We start from the raw sequence: 17,676 nt of genomic DNA on the forward strand, positions 1-17,676 counted from the left end.
CCACGCGTACCCATACCGAACACGACCGTTAAGCCCTCCAGCGCCGATGATACTTGGAGCGGGAGCTCCTGGGAAAGTAGGACGTTGCCAGGCGAGCGAAGGACACCGAGAGCACCCTGAGGTGAGCAGGACTCATCTCAGGGTGTTTTTTGTCTTCCTTCACCCTTCCTTACGAGAATCGTCCTATCCTGTCAGACATGGTTATCCATTATCGAGATTCGGTTGACTTTACGTTTCGACACCATTCGACCACCGAGAAGAGCTATAGTGAACTTTGTTTGCCTTTTCCCTAACCTATTGCAAGGGAGATTTGCGATGGACGATTACCGGTGCAATCCAGAGGAGAGTCCGCGGTTATGGTGTTTAGGATGCAGGTGTCTTGTTGACATGAAGGACTCCGCTATCATCATGCGTACATCTTATCATCTTTGTCCCAAGGGCGCCTTTCCGTGTGGTTGGTGTCCGGCCCACGCGGCTCTGGCGAGCAAATCGATGCAATCCTCGCCATCGATTGTCGATTCGTAAAGCCTTAGCGCGTGCCACATGGAGGTATGGTGTATATGCGCGCGGATTTTAGGAGAATGTTGACGTACAAGTAGCCGGGGCTGCAAGTTCAATTCTGCCGTCTCGAACTTCAGCAGCCTCGGCAAACCCGATTTCGCGAACGGGTGATTGTCCACCGCATGTATGTGTGCTATACTAAGAATGTCATCGTTTGAAGTGAACACTTTCATACGCATGGATACTTAGCGCACAGATTTTGCGGAAGTGGCTCAGGGGTAGAGCATCGCCTTGCCAAGGCGAGGGTCGCGGGTTCGAATCCCGTCTTCCGCTCCATATCTGGGCCCATAGCTCAGTTGGTTAGAGCGGCCGGCTCATAACCGGTTGGTCCTAGGTTCGAGTCCTAGTGGGCCCACCACTACACGAAAAAAACCAGCGTCCCGCAAGGGATTACGGACTTTCCTCTACAAATCCTCTACAACTCTTTTTTGGACCCAGATTTTTCCCGGCCACGCCCTCCAACTTTTCGACCGCAGACTGTTGCATCCGGCGCCTGACCTGCGCGTAGATGTCGGCGGTTACCGTGATGTTGGAGGGCCCGAGTCGCTGGCTCACGGTCTTGAGATCGACGCCGCTTTCCAGCAACCAGCTTGCATGGGTATGGCGTAGATCATGGAATGTGACAAGCGGCAAGTACAGGGCGGTCAACGCCTGCTTTACACCCTTCGCGAATGCGTGCGGATCCGGGCAAGATAGGTCCGGAAGAACAACGACGTACTGTTCATCGGACCATGGTAGACCGATCTGGCGCGCAGTCGCTTGTTGATGCGCATACCACTCGGAAGTTCGGCCATGGCTGCATCAGACAGGACCACATCGCGTACACTATCCGCAGTCTTGGGTTCAAGAACGACATCCTGACGCTTGTCGCGTTGCCGAGTGCGGCGTATCTCTATAATGTTCGCGTCCCATTGTACATCCGACCAACGCAGACCGCAGACTTCCTCCAGCCGTAGACCCGCATGCCCAGCCAAGTGGGCACCATAATAAGCGACAAACCCTTGTGTTTTGAGCCACACAAGCCTCTGCATGGCATCACGCACGGTTCAGGGTACGCTTGGGAGAGCGCCGGTCCGGGCTGTCCACGCGGGACATCGGAGACTCCTTGAGGTATCTACGCTTTATTGCCCAGTTCAGGGCTGCGCGAAGGCAGTGGTGTACCTTGTGGTGTCGATGAACGCAACTGGTGTATGACCGGCGCGTGTTCGGCTTCATGTTCGCGCAATCCTCATCTAACCACTTCTGCAGCCAATCGGCGAGGTCATGTCCGATACGGGTATCCCGGCGTCCAACTGGTTGTGATGCTGCGGAGAGCCTCTTGCGCTTCGGTTTTCGACGAGAAACCAGATCGCCATATCTGCTTATACTTTCCGGTCACGGGGTTACGAGCGGCGGAAATGATGTACCGGTAGAGTCTCTTTTCTTTTATATGGTAAAGAAAGCTCCCAGATGGGCTGTGATGACGATACTGTAAGGGACGTGTTCTGATCGTTTACTACGGATACTTGACCTATGGGATACAAGCCGTCGCATGACTGAATATTTCTCCATACGGTACATCAGATAGGAGGTGAGTCCGAATGTACGATGGTGGGTGCTTCGGATATTTTACCCGTTGGGCAGTCGTGTTTTTGATCATCTTTGTACTCTTCATCCTGCTGATTCCCTACGGAGGTGGTTATGCAGGAGCTGGTTACTGAGTAATAAGGCGAAAAAGTTGTGTACCCGAATCGTAAATCGATTCATTATAGGGAGGTGATGAGAATGTACGATGGAGGATGCTTCGGTCCTTTTACCCGTTGGGCAGTCGTATTCTTGATCATCTTCGTGCTGTTCATCTTACTTGTACCTTACGGTTACGTAAAAACCTGTACAACAACACCTGTCTACTAAGGGGAACAAGAGTACAGGAAATCCCCCTCTGTGGGGATTTCCTGTATATACACAAGTTCCGGTCTGATGTTATTCATTACGGCAGGATAGATTCATTATCTTTCATTTCCTGGGTACAAGCCGTTCTTTGATGAAATAGGGATGCATACTGTTACATTACCCATCGTGTCTCAGCCAAACCGGCGTACACACCTCCTTACCGACAGACGTCCCTTACCAAAGGGGCGTTCTGTTGTTGTCAAAAGAGGTTCTGAAGTAATAAAACTCCGCACGAGATATGGGGCTGATCAAATCTCACTCACCCATCACATATGGCGGGTGTGTACTCATTGTCACTTTTACCGCCGTTCAATACATTCACCCCATATTCACATACTATCCCATTCTCCTCCCGCGCAAACCACACTGCATTTCCATCATCGCTGTCTATTTGCCGTCCAAATCGATTGCAGAACGCGGAAATTGCCCGTTCTCTCGACTCAGCACAAACTTTGACCAAGTTCGGGAGGGTACGCTCGGCAGGGACGGCGTCTTGATAGAACTGAACGAAACTGTATACGGTCATGATGTCGGATCCCCGCACACTCCTTTATATCCACAGTTCCGGCACCAGGGGCACCATCCGCGAGTCTCCCTCATCTCAAGAAGCCACCCGATATGACCTCTGGCAGGACGATTACGAGGCGAGAGTATCGTTCTGCTGTGGAGGGCCGAAGAAGTAGGCTGGTTTTAGGATTTTGTCCATTTCCAAAGACATTTATTCGGAATAGTTTGTTTTATGGGAAGGGAGTGTGATTAGCGCATCTCGATGGGTTCTAGTGTTGGGCCCTTGTCTCCCTGATGATCTTCGTACGCTTCTTCCTGCTTGTACGTGTTCTGGGGCCTAATAACTGACTCAAGCAGACAATTCAGTTATTCGATTTGCGAATTTGGGAGGAATGACAAATGTACGGTGCATTCGGAGGTTATACTCGTTGGGCGGTCGTATTTCTGATCATTTTCGTTCTGTTCATTCTGATTATCCCCGCTGCGGGTGCGGCCTACTAAGCCAGTATCCGTAGGTCAGGGGGTATAGGAGTGGAAGAAAGGGAGTACACGGAGGAAAATAAACAGCGTGTATTCGGGGTTGTTGTTGAGTCGGATGACTCCGATTCGGGTACCCATTCCCATGAAATCTTCCTCGTTACATGGGACGGTCGGGTACTTCACACCCATGGTTTCTGAGGCGTCACCTCCTTTGATGTTGGGCACCGGCATGGTTATACAGGGGTAACAGAATCCGCACCAAGCGGGGTTCCACATACCCATGCCTATTCAACGGAAACGACATTTAATGACGGACACCGACACTTCATCAGTGGAAGAACAGGGCCTGCAATTCCACTTCCGGGTGGTGGTCACTACCACCTTTTCGAGGGCGTTACTACGGTGAATGGAAGAATCCCCCATACACACACGTATGGCGGAAGAACTGGGAACGAAATGCCCGTGTAGTGCAGATGTTGAACAATTTTCCGCCAAAGCGAGGGGGAGACGTCTCTCCTCAATCGTTGTCGTGGAGGGGGTGAGACCTTGATTACACGTGCTCATTGCATGCGGTTGACCGGGCAGCACGTTGTCTTTCGTACGAGAGATGGGGTAACTCACCACGGGATTCTACATTCCGTGACGGATGACGGGATTTATATCCGTGCAGTGGGAGGTAAATCGACCCGGCTTGCGAACGGTAAGGCTGGTGACCTTGATTCGGTGCACTTGTTGCAGGATAGTAGGCAGACACTGGATGATACGGAACAGGCCTGGTGGCCATTTTTCTTCTTTCCGTTCTTTGCACTTTGGTGGTTGTGGCCTTGGGCATGGTGGTAAACACTGTTACCTGTTTATGAAGGGGCACAAGAGTACAGGAAATCCCCCTAGGTAGGGATTTCCTGTATATGTTCCCACTAGCGTTGCATTAAACTTCTCGGAGTTTGTTAATGAGGGGTAATCCACGAGTTGCAGTATATGTCTACATACTCAGATTTTCACCTTCGGGCTTGAGCGGCAAAGATGCCATACCCGGTTGTCAGGTAGCCCGAGTATCCATAATTAGGAATGTATCAGATTCGGTCGTAGATCGCGGTATCCAGATATGTTCCGTCTCGCCACCCGTTCCTCGCCATCCGTTCCTCGCTACCATGCGCCACACGCGCCCTCCATGAATATCGTATACCGTTCAGAACGGCTCCTGCCCAGCACAAGTCGTATGTTGCCCAAGATGGTCATTGACGTTCCATGCAATGAATGAAGTTCTGCTTTTGGTTATCTTCGGGACGAGGGACGTTCTGGACCCGACACATAATGCAGGGGCGTGGCCGATATGGCGAACGGATCGTGGAATATGGTCAAGACCTGGCTTAGCGGGTCCGTCTATGTGGCGGCAAACCGGCTTGGACTGTACTACTGGGGATTTCGGCCGCGGTTTGCGCCCGGTGAGGGTTTTCCGCAATCGGTGGCCGCGGGCGATCCGACGCCAACCGGGGCGGTCATCTGGACACGGGTAGACCCGTCCGTCGCGCGTGGCCTGCGCGCTGGCAATCTCCCTCCGGAGCGGGTCGAGTGGATGATGCAGGTTAGCCGGCCCAATGCGGATAACCGAGGCAATCCGCCCATTTCATCCACTTGCTCGCATTCGCCCCTTCAGCCCAATCCGTGGGCGGGGCGAACCTGGCGGCACGTATTGGCACAGGCCATTCGCAGCGGCCGGTTTGTGTTGTTTGAAGTGGCCCTGGACGGCGAGTTTGAACAGCCGGTGCTAAAGGGGTTCGCACCCATTTGCGCCGATTTCGACAACGTGGTCAAGGTCGACTTAGATGGCCGGCTGCACCCGTGGACGACCTACTACTATCGATTCATCACCAAAGACGGCCGCGTCAGCCGGCCGGGGCGGTTCAAGACCCTGCCCAGCGACGGGGAGGCGCTTGCGTCTCTCCGTCTGGGCTACGTCACCTGCGCGGACTACACGAACGGCTACTACCACGCATACCGCTGTCTCGCCGACGAAGAGGTCGATCTCGTCCTTCACCTGGGCGACTACATCTACGAATCGGTCGCTGACGCGAAGTTCCAAGACCCGCTCCCAGATCGAGCGCTGCATCTTCCCAGTGGTCACTTGAAGGCCACGACCTTGGCGGATTACCGGTACCTCTACCAGACCTATCGGACGGACGCCGACCTTCAGGCCCTGCACGAGCGGCATGCGATGGTTGCCATATGGGACGATCACGAATTTGCCAACGACGGCTATGGGGACGTGGCGCCAGATGACGCCTTGGAGGCGGATGGAGATAGGCGCCAGGCGGCCACGCAGGCGTGGCTCGAGTACATGCCGGTCCGCGTTCCGCTTTCCGCGGACAACAATGCATTCCGGGTCTACCGATGTTTCCGGGTAGGCAACCTGGCCGAATTCATCCTGACCGACGAACGACTGTATCGGAGCGCGCATCCGTGCGGATCGAAAGTGATGGGGGAGCGGTACATGACGCCCGGTTGTCCGCAGATGTTCAGCCCCAGCCAGTCGATGCTCGGCGCTGGGGTGTGCAACCAGCGGGAGTGGTTCCTAGACTGCGTCGTTCACTCGCCTGCGGTGTGGAAGGTGTGGCTGAACGAGGTGCACTTCGCCCAGCTCAAGCTGCTCGGTCTATATTGGAACCTGGACGCGTGGGACGGGTACGCCGCCGAACGGGATTGGCTGCTGCGCCGTATTGAGGCGGCGCGGGTGAAAAACTTTGTTGTCCTCACGGGGGATATGCACGTGTTTGAAGCCAGCCTGATTCCGTCCCACTTTTCACCCATACGGCCCGGGAAGACGCTCGGTGTGGAGCTCATGACCGGATCGGTCACCTCGGCCAATCTTAAGGAGACCGTGGAACAGGCCCTGTTTTCACGTCCCGCCCGGGGGCTGCCGTTTCCGCCCGCGGTCACCGAGACACTCATCCAGCATGTGTGGAAGCCGTTGCAGGAATGGTCGGACGAATATGTCGACCAGTTTTTGCACCAGGTCACTCGTGTCATCTACCGCGAAAACCCGTGGATCCGCTGGTTCGACCCCACAGAGCACGGGTACTGTATCCTGGAGCTGACGCCCGAGCGGCTGACCTGGACCGCCTACTCGGTGGGGGATATCCGCCAGCCGAGAAACGCCGACAAGCGCATCCTCTGCCAGTGCGAGGTGCCCGCAGGCCGCCCATCCCTGCGGATTCTGTAGGGTAAAGGGGTGTCTCGCGAAGGGCCAGACCGAGACACCTGAATCCGCTCGTCACGTACGACTGGGTGCGATGGTCCGAAGTCGGACCCGCCGCCTTGGGTGATGCCGGCCTGTCCGCTGCCACCGCCGTCAAACAGGCTGCCGCCAGTGCCACCTGCGCCGTCTGAGGTTCCACCTGTGCCCCCGGACGAGTACTCGCCCGAGTCGCCACCGAACGTACCGCTGCCGGACGGATTGCCACCGGACGGATTGCCACCGGACGGATTGCCATAGGTGCTGCCATCGGGTGTGCCATCGGGTGTGCCATCCCCATAGCCACCGTAGGTTCCGCCGGAGGAATCGTCACCCCCCCAATCGTGGTGGTGATGTCCCGTATACAGTCCGGATGCTGGTTGTGACGACAAGGGGCCGGCACTGGCGTTGTCCGCCGAGGCCGTCGGCGCCATTGTTTGCGCGGTAGACGCCTGACCGATGTGGTGCCACAAGGTAAAGAAGCCAGCTACACTGGTCACCACCGCGCTCCAGGAAAAGACCGTCAGCCACCTTGCCTGACGCCTGCGCCGGGCCTCCCGTTCCTTTGCCCGTGCTTCCGATTTAGCAGCACTCGCCGCTGCGTGGCCACCAGGATTCGGCGTATATTCGCTCTGCATGTGCATAATCCTTTATCCGATGAACTATCCCAAACGATGGAGACATCGAATCGGAGAGGGGTCATACGTGAAGCGAAGCGCCTTTGTGAACGACTTAGTGGTCTCAGTATAGACACGATTTATTGAAAGTCGTTAAAAATAAGGGAGAGGTGTCGTATTAGGTATAGGATACACCCGACGACGGGGTGTCGGCAGGTCAGTGAGTGCCTTGCCGACGACTGTGCGAATTGGCGGCTTGCGTTTTTGGCCCAAGGTGCTATAATAAGACTGTCGTGATTTCATATGCGGGTGTAGTTCAATGGTAGAACTCCAGCCTTCCAAGCTGGTAGCGAGGGTTCGATTCCCTTCACCCGCTCCATAAAGAATCAAGAGGCCGCCAACCCGAGAAAGTGGGGAGGCGGCCTTCGGCTTTAACGTTCGTCAATTAGCACTCTGCCCTTCGAACTGAAAACCCAGTCGTCTCGCCGCATACCGATGAGGTTGCTGGTTCCATGATAACGTTAGTGGTGAACAATTCTGCTGACACCATGACATATCTCCGTATCACTTCCAAACCCGTCTCGCTCGGAAAAATTCCTGAAGGTAACCCCATACAGATATCGGCGACATGATCATCTGATAGCACAGAACATACGCGACGAAACCAATCCGATTCCGCCGAATTCGCAACCCAAGAGTATCAAATACCCGTCGCTGGTGGCGGTACATCAAGGCATTGCTAATTAGCGTGAAGGGGAACACCAGGATGGTGTACGGTCCCACAATCCAATAGTGCCCAAAGCATGCCAATATGAGCCCCGGTATCCACCCCAAAGTGTAAGACAAATCTGTATAAGGCAGGAATAGATCGAGACTTGTGAGGAACTTCACAAACATTCTCGGTTGACGCCAAGGACCTGCTATACGCAGTCCTTCAATCATTCCCCGCGCCCAACGGCTTCGTTGTCGTACGAAGTGCCGTAATCGTTCCGGCACCTCCGTGAAAGCTACTGCGGTCGGTTCAAAATAGACTGCATATCCCCTCTCGAAAATTCGCCAGGTCATCACAATATCTTCCCCAATGGCATCGGGCCAGCCACCGACCTCGCGTAATGCATCCGTACGATACAAGCTATAGGCTCCCTGTGCCACTAGAGTCCCTTGATACAGTCCTTGTTGGCGTTTGATGGACGCAATCCCAAGGAAATAATCCCATTCCTGCATGCGTGTCCAGAGATTTGTTCTGCTGTTGCGTACCAGCACAGTACCCGCAACCGCTGCAACATGCTTTGGCGAACGCATCATTCTGGCAACTAGACGTTGGATTGCCCACTTGTGTAGCAGGGTATCAGCATCGAGGGTGATGACATACCGTGTTTTTACTGCTACAAGCCCGGTGTTCAAAGCAAAGTTCTTTCCAGGTCGGCGCTCTTCAATACCCAAGAAAGAAAGTTTGAGTTGCTCTGCAGTTTCCTTAGCCACACCCAAAGTCCCGTCTGTGGAGCCATTATCCACGAGAATGACCTGGATGCTTCCCTTATACTCCTGTTTTGCAATGTACCTAAGGGTTTCTCCAATTCGATCCGCCTCATTGCGCGCGGCAATGAGGATGGTAACAGGCTCCTCTGGAGAAAATCCCTCAATCCCAGGCGGTTGATCCAGTAGAATGCTAGCTACGAGAAAGGCGTTTAGGTATCCAGGTATATATGCAATTCCCGCAATGACAAAGAAAGCAGCAGGCCATGAAAGAATACTAGCCAATTCTTGCAACCAACGAAGGGATAGTACAATCGATAAAGCCAACCAAAGTACGGCCACTACCTGTGATATTATAAATTTCTGTCGAACAGTGAATAAGCGATACGAATTTGTTGGGCTTGTCGGTAGTCGTGTATTGGGAGTTGGAGTGAACATAAGGTCTTGTCCTGATCTTCCTAGTCACATAATGAACGAGACTGGCTCCGTTTCTTAAGTCGTGGATTACAATGTGCTTGAGGGCTATTGCAAAGCCACATACATACGTAAAGAAGTCAACACCATGAAATATATAACAAAATTTGTCGGCTTGGATGTTTCCAAAGAAATCACCGCTCCCTTCATTCAAATTGCCCCAGATTTGGGGATTGCGCCCTTTGCTCGTCTGCGAATGGACGGCTCTCCCAATATTTGAGGAGCAAGGCCACTAAGTTCGGATCAAATTGGTGTCCTTGTTGTTTTCGAAAATACGCCATAACCTGCTCGGGTGACCAAGCAGATTTGTAGGGCCGTCGGCTAAACAGCGCATCCAGCACATCTGCGATGGCGGTCAAACGTCCTGAAAGAGGAATATCGCTTCCGCTTAGCCCACGGGGGTAGCCTTTTCCATCCCAACGCTCATGGTGTGTGGAGGCGATTTCTAACGCGTACGCCAGTAATCGCTGTGCAGGCTCGCTGTGTGCGGTATCCCAGTGCTTGAAAACCTTCAGCAGCATATCGCGTCCGTTGTCTGCGTGGCCTTGCACGTACGCGTACTCGGCGGAGTTGAGCTTGTCAGGCTTAAGCAGGATCTCGCGAGCAATCGTCGTTTTGCCGATGTCGTGTGCAACGCTGGCGATCGCGATAAGTTCCACGTCTTCGTGGCTCAGCATGCCGCACTCAGCCGCGAGGCGGCCGATCCATCGCACGTACTCTTGCACGCGGTCGACGTGTTCCGCCAAACCCGGGATTCCCCATTCCGCAACATGCGCCAGTGCCGTAAGAAAAGCGGCATAGAACGCCACATCATGCTCACGGTCAAATTCCGACGTACTCTGAGATGATGCGCTGGGTGCCGGTTCCGACGGGATGACCACAGAGCAGTACCCGATGACGTTTCCACCCAATTCTATTGCACTAATGTATTCCCGTGCAGTCCATGTTTCTCCATCTGGGCGCGCGTTTTCAAACACCCCGGTCCACCGCCGTCGCTGTCTCAGCTCGTCTCGCACCTGTTGATACAGTACTTGATTTCCAGCGGGATGCGAAGCAAGAACGCTGGGCTTGCGGCCAATGAGGTCACTTCGGTGATATCCGGTGATTTGTTCGAATGCCGGATTCACTTCAACGATGGTATGGTCGGCGGCTGTGAGAACCATACCGGCCGGATTGTGGTGCGTAACCGCTCGAAATGCTCGGACGGCCCAGTTTAACTGGTTGCCGAAGGACAGGTAGTCTTCCCCGTAGGCGGGAACAGAATCGGGAGAGCGCCAGACCGTCACTGAGTTTTTAGAGGACCGTTTTGTTTGTAACAGGGCCTTATCCGCACAGTTTATCAGTTTCTCGTTCAGGGGTCCCATCGCCAAACCGGCACTTGCGCGAATGTACAGTGGGTTTGGTACACGGTCCATGTGCACCGGGAGTAAGGTTAAATGCTGGTGAATGTGATGAGCCACCTTATCGGGGTAGTCAGGATCGGACGGAATCAGTAGTACCAAGAACTCATCTCCACCCCACCGGATGACTGCGTCTTCGGCGCGTACACACTGCTGCAGGCGACGCGCTGTTTCCTGAAGAAGCCGGTCTCCGACATCGTGCCCATAGGTGTCGTTTACGAATTTGAATTCGTCTAAATCGATAATCATCGCTGCCGCTTGCTGGCCTTGATGTTGTTGCATCCATACGCGTGCACCGCGTCGATTGAGGCATTGTGTCAAAGGGTCTAGTGTGCTTTCGCGCAGTACATCCTCCCGATGGTGCCGCTCATAAATATAGGTCACGAACAAAAGAGCCGCGACGAGTCCGACGCCGACCTCGCGGAATGGAATACCCGAGAGTGGCATAAAAATATCAAGCAATGGAATCAGCAAGATGAATGGGACGACGCAGAGCGGTGATAATTTCATCTCCTTCAGAACAGCTGCCACCACAACGGGGGCGCAAACCAAGACTTTGGTGATCGGCGAATGAATAGGCCACCAAATGCACAGGATGACGCACCCGGCCAAGGCGCTGATGGTGACCAACGTGTCTGTCCAATGTCTGCGGTCTTGACGCCAATTCAAGTCCATCAGTGGCACCGCTGTGAGAGGAAGTATGAGGGCGCTCAATCCATCAATCGCGAATTCCCACGCACCCAGTGCAGTGAACGCGATGACCACCTCAAGCACATCCCATGACCAAGTGGGTACGCTACGTAACCACCGCACACGGCGTACACGAGTGATGGCTTCGAGAAATCCAATAATCCCCGCAGCCACCCAACAGGCATGAATCACACCAGTCATCCACATCGTCGAATCTCCTTGGACGTGCATCAGATGAATGAGAACGTTGCGGAGAACTTCGTCGTACATCCCGGTTCCCCTAGCGTCGTTCGATTATAATTTTGTTGTAGTGGAGGCATCGATAAAAGCTCTGTTTGGCACATTTTTTGTAGTCCAAATAACCCAGGTCCTAGCGGAAACTTTCATTAGACAAAATCAGACGAATACGCAGTAGACACACCTTCTCTGGCGCAAGTGTCCAGCATACCGGATCCGGCACAAACATGATACGCCAGTTTTTTTGATGTTCATAACGATAACGCTGGAGACGCACGGTTAATTCCATATCTTCTCCAACTGTCTCTGTTAAATAACCGCCAATTTCAATCACTGCACTTTTACGGAAGACCCCAAAGGCTCCGGCAATAATCAGCAATGAATTGATTTCCGATAATCCTAAGCGTCCTATAAGAAAGGCTCGTAAGTATTCAAGCACTTGCATCTTAGCCCAATAATTCTCGGGGAGTCGCACTTCGACAATTTTCCCATCTTGAACGGTGCAGCCATTCGCGATTCGTACGATACCACCGGTCGCTACCACCTCATCTCGACTTTCGATGAAAGGATAGACGACGTTTAACACTGCATCTGGTTCTAGAAGGGAATCAGCGTCAATGACGCAGAAGAGTGGATAACGCGAAATATTAATTCCCGCATTAATGGCATCTGCTTTACCCCCGTTTTCTTTGTCAACAAGAATCACATTTGGATGGAGCAATGACTGGAATACTTGAACAATAGACTTTGTTTCCAGGTGCTTAATGTAGTTGTAGTCAATCTCTACCACAGATTCCGCGCTCTATTGAGAGGGGGATAGTATTTTTCTAAAGGAATTCCGGGGGTTCACAGCGAAGTCTTTCTCCCATCGCAATCGGGCACGGAGGATTTCCAGTGATTGAACCCATATCGCAGTACAAGGTTGAAGTAGCTCCTGTATTCGCTGAGTTAATACGACGGTTGAAGTGGGTTGAGCGGATTGACGAGATGGTTTCCGTCAAGCCCGAGGACTGCCGGGTTTCCGTCGGAATGCGCGTCAAGGCCCTTCTCCTCAATATCCTTACGGACAGAAAAGCTCTCTATCGGGTACAACGCTTCTATGAGCGCCAAGATATCGAATTACCCTTGGGCCCAGGAATATCGGCTGAGGCGTTGAACGACGATGCCCTGGGCAGGGCTTTGGACGCCTTGGCTCGTGCGGGTGTAGATCGTGTGTTCGCGGAGTTGGCCCTTTCGGCACTCGACTATTGTGACATTCCTTTGGAGCACTTGCATTTCGACACCACCTCCATTTCCGTGTACGGTGCCTACGAAGATGCGCATGAATTAGGAATCACTTACGGGTATTCAAAAGATCACCGCCCCGACCTCAAGCAGTTCATCTTTGGTCTAGGCACTTGTCGCGGGTTGCCGGTATTCGGCAGCATTGAGGATGGCAACCTGAGTGACAAGACCTGGAATGCCAAGACCATTGCCAAGGTCGTGGAAATGTACGGAACGGAGAAACTCAAACATGCGGTATATATCGCAGATTCCGCGGCGGTGACGCCAGAGACACTGGCTGGATTTCAAACTCATCAGGTTCGGTTCCTCTCAAAGCTTCCCAACACCTACAAGCTGTGTGGACAGGTGGTCCGGGCGGCGATTGAGAAAGAACAGGGCTGGGTCGAGGTAGGCGCCCTCAGTGACCGCTCTGGGGCCGCGACGTATCGGGTACAGTCGTTCCATCGTGAACTGGACGGAGTCAAGTACCGGTTCATTGCCGTTCAATCTTCGAGCCTTGATGCGCGCAAGGAAAAGACCCTGCGAAAGCGCCTGGAACAAGAGCGTTCCATATGGCAAACGGATGCGAGAAATGAAGGCAAAATCGCCTATGCGTGCGAAGCCGATGCAAAGCGTGGGCTGGAAGCGTGGTGCAAAAAACATCGCGGATACCACCGAATTTTTGCCCGCACGGAAGCAATAGAAGTGCAACAAAAACGTCCGACGCGAGGGCGACCTAGAAAAGACGCGCCGTCCGCACCGGTGGTCACCGAATATCACAATGTCATTGAAATCCTTCCCCCTGATGAGGCGCAATTAGAAGCGGCACGTCGAGAGATGTCTACCTTTGTCCTCATTACGAATCTGAGGGATGAGCAGAGGTGCAGCAATGCGGAATTGCTTCGAATGTATAAAGAGCAACATGAGGTGGAAGGAAGGTTCCGATTCCTTAAGAGTCCGTATCTGGTGGGCCCCATCTACCTACATAATGACACGCGGGTCAAGGCTTTTGCCTGCCTGATGCTCCTGGCCTTGGTGTTATATAGCGTGTTTGAGTATCGCATCCGGGAGCGGATGGCCAAAGAGACGGAACCCCTTATCCTCCCCGGGAATCGCAAGAGCTTCCGACCGACGGGGATTTCGGTCATCGACATGTTCGAGGGCATCTGCACGATGGATATTGAAATTCATGGGGAACGCCATCGAATCACCAATACCTACATCGAACCCCAGCTGGAACGGGTACTTTCCTTCCTGGATATGGACCTAAGCATTTTTGGTTTCGCGAAAAAATCGGCCTGAAGGGCGATTGCGTGAGCACACCCATCATTGCCAAATCTGATCAAATTTCCAAATGATCGCACTTTCATAGAACCATATAAAGGTAACGGCGAAGAGAAGTGGCGGTTGTATCAAGCTGAGATCTTCAGTTTCCAGCCAAGAGTTGATTCTTAGGCGCGGAATCTGTGCTCTACCATCTCGAAGGCGTCTTTCAGGACTTGAGTAGTGCGGTCTTTAGAACCGTCATTGACCACGATGATTTCGAACTTCGGGTAACGAGTACGAAGTAGTGCCTTAATACTTTCGACGATAGTTGCTTCTTCATTATACGCAGGTACGATAAGTGAGACTGGTGGGAAGATGCCTTGTCCGTTTTTCAAGATAAGCTCTTTGATTTTCATGCGATATGAATGAAATCTCAAGTTCCTCATCGAGTAGAGCAAAAATACGGAGAAAATAGCCTGGACCAGTAGTACATAAGCAATCATACACGAATCGAAAGCTGAGATAAGAGTGTTAATCAAAACGTGATAGCGCATAGTTCAACTCTTCTTGATTAAGTTGTGAGAAGTATCTTGCCATGTCACGTGCAAACCTGTCCTCATGGTGAGAGGCATAATACATAATCAAGGTTTGTCCATTTCCGACACGAGCAAGCGCAAGTGCACTGTAGTACCTTACCCACCAGAGACGATGACCAAGGCATTTTACGTAAAGGTCTCGAAAAATGTCTTCCGGGAAATATGCTAATATTTTCATTGCCAGTATAATAATAGGGTCGGTCTCGGTACCATCCTCCACGATCCGCCTACAGACAGGAATGACTGAGGGAGTCTGAAGTCTATAAAAGGAGTGCATCACACCGATGCGAACAAATTCACTCCTATCGGCAAGTGCATCATAAAGGAAATGAGTCATTTCTACAAATCTCAAATAACCGACGAGCTCCACTAAGCAACGTCGAACAAAAGGATCCCTTTCCTTTTTAAATAGTGTTTCGATAGTTTTTTGTGCTTGCAAAGAATCTTTCATTCGTAAGCCTGATAGCGTTTGTACAACCCATTGCAATTGCTCACGGGTATTAAGTTCATCGCGAATGTAGTCGAGTAATACTCCTATATCATTTATATCGCCAGTGGATCCTGCAACATAAAAAGCAAATATCCGGACTAGTGGGTGATAGTGTTTCAGGTGTTCTATCACTTCCCGATGGAATTCGTAAAGATTGAAATGATAGACGTATCGAAGTCCCAGTATAACGTCCCACCATCTATGACTGTGGAGCAACTCATTAATAATGGCGGCGCGCGCAAACTCGGTCGCGACAAAGGATAAGCCCCATCACTTACGAAGAGGTGCAGGTGATGGGGGCCGATACCCCGGAACGGACTTTGGTGGAAAAAGAGCGTTCTCAGGAACTGGTGAGACTGGTGGACGGACTGCGAGAACCCTATCGAACTGTGACGAAGATGTACTATTTCGATGAACATTCGTGCCAGGAGATTGCAGCGAAAACAGGCGTGTCTGTGAAGACGGTGGAGTCTCAACTCTACCGGGCACGGCGGATGATGCGAGAGAAAGGGGGAGCACTTCGATGAACTGCACGGAGGTTCAAGACCAGATGGCCGCCTATGTGACACAAGACGTTCCGCCGGAGATGTCGAGAGACATCTGGGAGCACATCCGTACATGCGAAATGTGCCGGGACTGGTATGAAGAGGTGCTGGAGTTGGCCGTTCTCTGGCGAGACGATACCCCTGTGCCTAATCTCGACCTCGCGACACCAGTTTTGCGTCGCCTGGCACGTCGAACGCCCCGCCGAAAGACCCGTTGGAATTTGTCGATCCGCACGGCTTTGATGCACTATGGGGTGGCTGCCTCCATCACCGTTATCCTGTTCCACTTCGGCGTCTTTCAGCGTTTGGGTACTCTGGACGCGCACGGTGTCCTGTTGTCGCACGGGATTCACAGTATTCTGCAATGGTTCTCCAACTATTCATTTTGAGGCGGGGGTTTGTCATGGCTCAGAAGAGTAAGGTTCTGACTTTCATCCTTTCAGGGTTGCCCGGACTTGGCCATCTCTATCTTGGTCTCAACAAGCGCGGGTTGCAATTTATGGTAGGGTTCTTTGCCTGCATTGTGTTGACATCGTTCATCCCGATTGTGTTCCCGTTCGCGGCGGCAGTTCTCTGGTTTTATGCGCTGTTTGACGCCCTGCAAAAGGTGACCTTGTTGAATGCGTACGCGGCGCAGGGGAAGGCATTCGGAGAGAATGCGCCAAGCGGGAATGAATCGGACATGTTGGCTGATTTAGACCAGGCCGTCGTTCCAATAGAGGCCCTTCAAGGGAAAGGGTCATTCTCTCCGCTTTGGCTGGGGGGTATCTGCATCGTCATTGGCATCCTGGTGTTGATTCGTCAGGCGTTTCCGGAGGTTTGGTGGGTATTCCTGCAAGCGCGGGTTGGTACCATCCTGCTCGCGGCAGCATTGATTGGATTCGGAATCTGGCTGATTCGGACGCAATGGAAAAACAAGTGACAAGCGTGAGAGGGGGAACACGGGTGAAGCAGCAAAAAATTGGCGTATGGACGAGCGCCGTGGCCTTGATTGCCTTTGGCATCATCATTTTGTTGAACGTCATTGGGGTCGCTTCCTACAGTGTATTGAAGTATCTATGGCCCGTCCTCGTCATTTTGTTTGGGATTGAAATCATTTGGACGTATGCCCGTCACAAGGACGAAAAAGTTCAGTATAGCGGCTGGAGTATCGCGCTTCTGGTTCTAGTCATGGTGCTTAGCCTCGGAACCTTTGCGATTCAGTCGCTTATCCATCGGATCCGATGGAGCCCTGGCTACGCTGAACCCATCCACGGGCAAGTCAACATCAGCAACCGGATTCGGAAGGTGCAGATTGAGCTGCCCAATACTCCGGTAACCGTTGTCGGGACGGCCAAGCACGTACTCTCCTACGACGGTATTGTCAAGATTGATGCTTCTTCCCAACGGGCGGCCGATGAGGCGGTTCGCCGCCAATGGACGGTACGTCAAGTAGGGGACACACTGGAGATGAAGTTGGCAGACGAAGGCCCCGGCTGGAACTCTTCCTTTACCGGGATGCGCCGTAAGACCCCGCGCTTTAGTGCTGGTGATATAAGGCGCTCGCCGTCAGGCGAAATCTTTTGCGTGGGTGAACAGCAGTAGATCGGTCGCCGTGATATACTCCTGTTATGGAATACACATCCAATCAGAACGTTTTCTACTCTTGCAATACCATGTCGTGGGGTGCCCTGCTTGCGGTCATCAAGCAGTACATCGAAAACCAAAAGCACGTATGAAAAGAAAAAACGCACTCCCTCGTTTGTCTGTGAGATTCCGCTGCGGGTCACCCGGCGCCAGGAGCAGATTCTGGAGGCGCGGTTTGAAGCCGGCCGCCAGATGTATAATGCCCTTTTGGGCGAAGCCAAGAACCGGCTCGCGCTCGTCAGACAATCCGTATGGTATGCGAAAGCCAAGGCAAGCCGCGATAA

Annotated in this window: 16 protein-coding genes, 3 tRNA genes, 1 rRNA gene and 2 pseudogenes; 13 read left to right on the forward strand and 9 right to left on the reverse strand. The window is 52.7% G+C overall.

The window, feature by feature from the left end:
• From rrf to H522_RS0115400, 3 genes are all read left to right on the forward strand, one after another.
• A 5S ribosomal RNA gene (gene rrf, locus H522_RS20745) occupies window positions 1-93 on the forward strand; the annotation flags it as partial.
• Between the two features lie 669 nt (window positions 94-762).
• A tRNA-Gly gene (locus H522_RS0115395) sits at window positions 763-837 on the forward strand.
• Window positions 838-842: 5 nt separating this feature from the next.
• A tRNA-Ile gene (locus H522_RS0115400) sits at window positions 843-919 on the forward strand.
• A 32-nt stretch (window positions 920-951) separates the two neighbouring features.
• Here H522_RS0115400 and H522_RS19845 read toward each other — a convergent pair.
• From H522_RS19845 to H522_RS22585, 3 genes are all read right to left on the reverse strand, one after another.
• On the reverse strand, window positions 952-1,209 hold the full coding sequence (locus H522_RS19845; RefSeq protein ID WP_026963012.1) for a tyrosine-type recombinase/integrase: 258 nt from the start codon (window positions 1,207-1,209) through the stop codon (window positions 952-954).
• 8 nt (window positions 1,210-1,217) lie between these two features.
• Entirely contained in the window at window positions 1,218-1,592 is a 375-nt protein-coding gene (locus H522_RS0115410; protein WP_081412203.1) for a tyrosine-type recombinase/integrase, read from the reverse strand.
• A 230-nt stretch (window positions 1,593-1,822) separates the two neighbouring features.
• Window positions 1,823-2,050: an Arm DNA-binding domain-containing protein gene (locus tag H522_RS22585; RefSeq protein ID WP_081412204.1), complete on the reverse strand. Its 228-nt coding sequence runs from the start codon at window positions 2,048-2,050 to the stop codon at window positions 1,823-1,825.
• 1,481 nt (window positions 2,051-3,531) lie between these two features.
• Between H522_RS22585 and H522_RS21245 the strand changes: the two are divergent.
• The 3 genes and pseudogenes from H522_RS21245 to H522_RS20750 all read left to right on the forward strand — a co-directional run bounded on the left by H522_RS21245 (window position 3,532) and on the right by H522_RS20750 (window position 6,700).
• Window positions 3,532-3,948: pseudogene (locus H522_RS21245) on the forward strand (YmaF family protein).
• 78 nt (window positions 3,949-4,026) lie between these two features.
• Window positions 4,027-4,320 carry a hypothetical protein gene (locus H522_RS19855; RefSeq protein WP_155836486.1) on the forward strand — a complete coding sequence of 98 codons (294 nt, stop codon included), beginning with the start codon at window positions 4,027-4,029 and terminating at the stop codon, window positions 4,318-4,320.
• A 493-nt stretch (window positions 4,321-4,813) separates the two neighbouring features.
• The gene (locus H522_RS20750; RefSeq protein WP_051344352.1) at window positions 4,814-6,700 is read left to right on the forward strand and encodes an alkaline phosphatase D family protein; all 1,887 of its coding nucleotides are present in this window, start codon (window positions 4,814-4,816) and stop codon (window positions 6,698-6,700) included.
• On the opposite strand, the gene H522_RS21625 is transcribed toward H522_RS20750, so the two are convergent.
• On the reverse strand, window positions 6,601-7,350 hold the full coding sequence (locus H522_RS21625) for a hypothetical protein (protein WP_155836488.1): 750 nt from the start codon (window positions 7,348-7,350) through the stop codon (window positions 6,601-6,603). The two genes, H522_RS20750 and H522_RS21625, sit on opposite strands and share 100 nt — an antisense overlap.
• A 284-nt stretch (window positions 7,351-7,634) precedes the next feature.
• Here H522_RS21625 and H522_RS0115445 point away from each other — a divergent pair.
• Window positions 7,635-7,708 (forward strand) — tRNA-Gly (locus H522_RS0115445).
• Window positions 7,709-7,893: 185 nt separating this feature from the next.
• Here H522_RS0115445 and H522_RS0115450 read toward each other — a convergent pair.
• The 3 genes from H522_RS0115450 to H522_RS19870 form a co-directional block, all read right to left on the reverse strand.
• Window positions 7,894-9,132, reverse strand: a complete 1,239-nt coding sequence (locus H522_RS0115450) for a glycosyltransferase family 2 protein (RefSeq protein WP_245578150.1) — start codon at window positions 9,130-9,132, stop codon at window positions 7,894-7,896.
• 293 nt (window positions 9,133-9,425) lie between these two features.
• Window positions 9,426-11,639, reverse strand: a complete 2,214-nt coding sequence (locus H522_RS20755; RefSeq protein WP_051344353.1) for a diguanylate cyclase domain-containing protein — start codon at window positions 11,637-11,639, stop codon at window positions 9,426-9,428.
• A 100-nt stretch (window positions 11,640-11,739) separates the two neighbouring features.
• Window positions 11,740-12,396 carry a glycosyltransferase family 2 protein gene (locus tag H522_RS19870; RefSeq protein WP_051344354.1) on the reverse strand — a complete coding sequence of 219 codons (657 nt, stop codon included), beginning with the start codon at window positions 12,394-12,396 and terminating at the stop codon, window positions 11,740-11,742.
• Between the two features lie 104 nt (window positions 12,397-12,500).
• Here H522_RS19870 and H522_RS0115465 point away from each other — a divergent pair, with 104 nt between their 5' ends.
• Complete coding sequence (locus tag H522_RS0115465) at window positions 12,501-14,171, forward strand: IS1634 family transposase (RefSeq protein ID WP_051344355.1); 1,671 nt, start codon at window positions 12,501-12,503, stop codon at window positions 14,169-14,171.
• A 149-nt stretch (window positions 14,172-14,320) separates the two neighbouring features.
• Here H522_RS0115465 and H522_RS22410 read toward each other — a convergent pair whose 3' ends face one another.
• Both H522_RS22410 and H522_RS21630 read right to left on the reverse strand, forming a co-directional pair.
• Window positions 14,321-14,689: a glycosyltransferase gene (locus tag H522_RS22410; RefSeq protein WP_026963016.1), complete on the reverse strand. Its 369-nt coding sequence runs from the start codon at window positions 14,687-14,689 to the stop codon at window positions 14,321-14,323.
• Complete coding sequence (locus H522_RS21630; RefSeq protein WP_155836490.1) at window positions 14,667-15,353, reverse strand: HEAT repeat domain-containing protein; 687 nt, start codon at window positions 15,351-15,353, stop codon at window positions 14,667-14,669. The genes H522_RS22410 and H522_RS21630 overlap by 23 nt, the downstream gene beginning before the upstream one ends.
• Window positions 15,354-15,514: 161 nt before the next feature.
• On the opposite strand from H522_RS21630, the gene H522_RS0115485 reads away from it, so the two are divergent.
• The 5 genes and pseudogenes from H522_RS0115485 to H522_RS0115505 form a co-directional block, all read left to right on the forward strand.
• Window positions 15,515-15,748 (forward strand): RNA polymerase sigma factor, encoded by a 234-nt coding sequence (locus tag H522_RS0115485; protein WP_026963018.1) that lies wholly within the window; start codon window positions 15,515-15,517, stop codon window positions 15,746-15,748.
• Window positions 15,745-16,155 (forward strand): anti-sigma factor family protein, encoded by a 411-nt coding sequence (locus tag H522_RS0115490; protein ID WP_026963019.1) that lies wholly within the window; start codon window positions 15,745-15,747, stop codon window positions 16,153-16,155. Before H522_RS0115485 ends, H522_RS0115490 begins: the two co-directional genes overlap by 4 nt.
• Window positions 16,156-16,169: 14 nt before the next feature.
• Window positions 16,170-16,688 carry a hypothetical protein gene (locus H522_RS0115495; RefSeq protein ID WP_026963020.1) on the forward strand — a complete coding sequence of 173 codons (519 nt, stop codon included), beginning with the start codon at window positions 16,170-16,172 and terminating at the stop codon, window positions 16,686-16,688.
• A gap of 23 nt (window positions 16,689-16,711) precedes the next feature.
• On the forward strand, window positions 16,712-17,350 hold the full coding sequence (locus tag H522_RS0115500; RefSeq protein ID WP_026963021.1) for a LiaI-LiaF-like domain-containing protein: 639 nt from the start codon (window positions 16,712-16,714) through the stop codon (window positions 17,348-17,350).
• 90 nt (window positions 17,351-17,440) lie between these two features.
• Window positions 17,441-17,676, forward strand: a pseudogene (locus tag H522_RS0115505) (hypothetical protein); the annotation flags it as partial.

The sequence above is a fragment of the Alicyclobacillus herbarius DSM 13609 genome, from assembly GCF_000430585.1.
Lineage (GTDB): Bacteria > Bacillota > Bacilli > Alicyclobacillales > Alicyclobacillaceae > Alicyclobacillus_G > Alicyclobacillus_G herbarius.